The organism is Piscirickettsia salmonis LF-89 = ATCC VR-1361, assembly GCF_000297215.2.
Classification (GTDB): domain Bacteria; phylum Pseudomonadota; class Gammaproteobacteria; order Piscirickettsiales; family Piscirickettsiaceae; genus Piscirickettsia; species Piscirickettsia salmonis.
In genome coordinates, this window is sequence record NZ_AMFF02000021.1 from 142,137 (window position 1) to 145,510 (window position 3,374).

General features: G+C 35.0%; 3 protein-coding genes and 1 pseudogene. 2 read left to right on the forward strand and 2 right to left on the reverse strand.

What is annotated here, in order from left to right; all coding sequences use genetic code 11:
* Window positions 1–71: 71 nt before the first annotated feature.
* Window positions 72–369, forward strand: a pseudogene (locus C200_RS14165) (transposase); the annotation flags it as partial.
* An 85-nt stretch (window positions 370–454) separates the two neighbouring features.
* Window positions 455–2,149, forward strand: a complete 1,695-nt coding sequence (locus C200_RS16340; protein WP_016211904.1) for a protein kinase domain-containing protein — start codon at window positions 455–457, stop codon at window positions 2,147–2,149.
* Between the two features lie 243 nt (window positions 2,150–2,392).
* Here C200_RS16340 and C200_RS03620 read toward each other — a convergent pair whose 3' ends face one another.
* A complete protein-coding gene (locus tag C200_RS03620) occupies window positions 2,393–2,803 on the reverse strand; it encodes a hypothetical protein (RefSeq protein WP_016211905.1) in 411 nt (136 codons plus the stop codon).
* A 268-nt stretch (window positions 2,804–3,071) separates the two neighbouring features.
* Window positions 3,072–3,281: a hypothetical protein gene (locus C200_RS03625; protein WP_016211907.1), complete on the reverse strand. Its 210-nt coding sequence runs from the start codon at window positions 3,279–3,281 to the stop codon at window positions 3,072–3,074.
* Between the last annotated feature and the right edge of the window lie 93 nt (window positions 3,282–3,374).

Here is a 3,374-nt window from a genome sequence, read left to right on the forward strand (position 1 = left end):
GATCAAGATGAAATAAATTTAGAGACAGCGCTTAGTCAAGTAATGAAGTCAATGTCAGAAACTATTCGTTGAGCGCTATATATACAGATTATTGGCGTGCGTACAACGCTCTTGATATCTCTGAGTTTAAACATTATCGTATTAATCATAATAGGCGTTGTGCTAAATCAGAACCATATTAATGGCATAGAGAACTTCTGGAATCAAACAAAGCGGCACATGAGGAAGTTTAACGGAGTGCCTAGACAGCACTTCAATTTCTTCTTAAAAGAAGCGGAGTGGCGATTTAATATGGGGTCGCCAAAAGAGCTATTGGTTGATCTTAAAAAGTTGCCTCAAAGAACTTTATTAGGTGTCAGCCCCAAATAAATATATTATTGATATTTATATTTTTTTAATATAAATATGGTCTTTTGTGTAAAATTTTATATTTTTAGCTTAGGAGTTAGGTGTTATGCCAAGCGTTGTATGGGAGGGTGAGGAAAACATAACTGCCGTTGAGCAACAAGGAGCCGAATGGCGTGTTGCTGAAAAATATTTAGCAGGAAAAATTCCTGGGGCGCAGCTAACACCAAAGAATAGCCAGAAAATAGAGCTGATTGATGATAAGACAGGGCGCCGTATTTACTTGACCCACTGTTATTTAGTTGGTGCTGAGGGTGAAGTTTTTGTAAAATCAAATGGTGAAATTTTAGGGGAGGGTAGCTCTGGTAGAGTGATATTTGGCCAAACAATAAATGGTCAAATGTGGGCAATCAAAGAATCTTTCGAAATTGATAGTGATTCGCAAGAAGGTAAGGTTGCTTGTGATCTTGGTAAAGCAAAAAAAACATTTAAAGATAATAGCAGTAAATACTACCAAGTTTACCAATTTTTAGGTATCTCCCTTGATCAATATTTAGCGCAGAATACTCTTACAAAAGAGCAGCAATATGATTTAGCGATCAAAGTAACACAAGCTGTCTATCACTTGCACACAGGGACATACTCGAAAGAAAAGACTTCTTATGCCCATCTAGATTTAAAGCCCGAAAATTTCTGCATAGATGAAAAAGGTACTGTTCACTTAATTGATTATGGGTTCTCAGAGCCATTGCGAGGTGAGTTAAAAATAGCTAAAGGGACTTTAGGTTATACACCTGTTGTTTTGTGTGGAGTGAGTAAGGAACAGATTGATGTTATTGCTTTATTACGAACTTTGTATTTACCGCGATGTTTCAAAACATATAAAGCAGATGATTCTCGGTGTCTTGATAATGATCAGTGGATCTTCAGTGATATAACTTTACTAGAAAATGAAAATTTAAAATCTTTATTAGATACAAAAAATGGTGAAATAAAAGGTATTTCAGCGCTTGAGATTATATGTAAGCTAATTTTATTCAGATATGATCTGTTTTCAGAAATAAATCTGCAAAAAATACTTATTTATCCTGAACGATTTGAGCAAGCTTATCAATGGTTAGTAGCCCTTGGACTTAATCAAGCAAAGTATGTCCAGCACGTACTTACTGACCCTAAACGATTTGAGCGAGCTTATCAATGGTTAGCAGCCCTTGGACTTAATCAAACAGAGTATGTCCAGCAAGCACTTGAGAGTCTTGAGACATTTGATTTAAACTATAAACGCCTAAAAGCCTTAGGGTTGAGCCAGATGGCATATGTTCAACAAGTGCTGGCGGATCCTCAATCAATTGAAGCTATTGAGAACAATAAAATCGAACTTTTGCAGCTTAGTTACCTTGAGCTTAACAGTGTAGAGTATATTCAAAAAGTACTGGCTAATATTACACTACTTGATCAAGATGCTTGTGCTTTAAATAAGCTGCGTGTGGTTTACAGTAAGATTACTCAGCAGATTGAAAGCGGTCAGCTTAAAGTGCATGGACTAGGAGGGGGAAGTGCGATTACATTTAAGGGTGAGAGAACAAAGGTTCCTGAGGGAATTAGCAAGATATGGTATGAAATTACTGATATGCAGGGTAATTTTAGGTGGATGGATAATGTTAGTGCTGTTCTTAATAAGGTGAAGGTTGAAGCTAACAATAGAAGCGGCTATCGTGGCTTAACAGCTATAGGACTATTTTTTGGTTCGTATCGAGATGCGCAAACGAAAGATTTATATAGTAAGATTAGTCAGGCGCTTTAGCTTTATTAACTTTTTTTGAAGAAGACTAGCTGTTAGCCTAACTTTTTCCGGATTGGCTATTATATAGAGGAATGGTTTTAGTAAGTATTTTTATTATATAAAATATTTTAATAATTTTAATAAAATTAATTTCTTAATTATGAAAGTTAAGTGTACTGATCTAGATATAAAATAAATCCAGTCAGTACCAAAAACTTTTCAGAGACTTTAAAAGAAAATGTTTTTTCTTTATCAAGGGTTGCTTTAATTTGCTAATTTATTAGCTTTGAAACTAAAAGCAAACTTTAGCCATAGCAAACACGCAATAACCCCCATGAAACAACTAAATAAGTCATAGTTTAACGATGTGATTACCTTAGATAAAGACGCATATTGTGTATTTGAGACAGTCTCGCCTAATGTTAAAAAGAACCAATAAATACAAGTAAAAAACTCTATGGCAACAAAAGGTGTATACCATTTATCATAGATTTTTATAAACAATAAAATGCCAGTAACTAAGCCACAAAAGCTAGTAAAAATATTGACAAAGGCTATTAAATTTCCACTAGGAATAGCAGAAAAAATAGTAAGACCAATTAAGTAATACAAGCAATCAACTGCAATAAATAGCCCCATAAATCTAGTAAATGTTTCCTTGGTATTTAATTTCATCAGAAAGCTCCATAAAATAAACGAAGAGATAGTTAGAAAGGCCATCCTTTGGTCATAAGTCATCATTCAATCTTCCCTAATCCTTATGCAATAAATTCTTTCATCATTAATGAAGATAAATTTGACTGCACATTGAGTATTTCGAGTTACAGTATGCCACAATTTAAATGTAAATGGTCATTACAAATTGGGGAATCTAGCAAAATAGACATCTATCGACTAGTCCCATAAGTAGCTAGGCAAAGTCGATGTTGGTGCAGTAACTGATTCAATCTTTATATTGGTGCGTATTTGTTTTAAAACCCTGGCTAATTTGACTATATAACGCTTTAGTATGAGTATCTCGATATGAGCCAAAAAATAGACTTACTGCAGTTAATCCACGATAGTCCTTTCTTTGTTCCGCTTGTACTTTTGATCGGTTTATTGCAGCGCAAACATCACTTGGCCATTTAAATTTGCCTTCGCTATCGGTCATTTCTCTCCATATATGATAAACACCTTGAGGGACAATTCTTACGCTGCGAGCCATGGAGTGCTAAGCACGGGGTGAGTAGGCCGAGGTAGGTTC

Coding starts and splice junctions, on each gene's coding strand:
- C200_RS16340 (WP_016211904.1), top strand. CDS start 455: ATGCCAAGCGTTGTATGGGAGGGTGAGGAAAACATAACTGCCGTTGAG.
- C200_RS03625 (WP_016211907.1), bottom strand. CDS start 3,281: ATGACCGATAGCGAAGGCAAATTTAAATGGCCAAGTGATGTTTGCGCT.
- C200_RS03620 (WP_016211905.1), bottom strand. CDS start 2,803: ATGAAATTAAATACCAAGGAAACATTTACTAGATTTATGGGGCTATTT.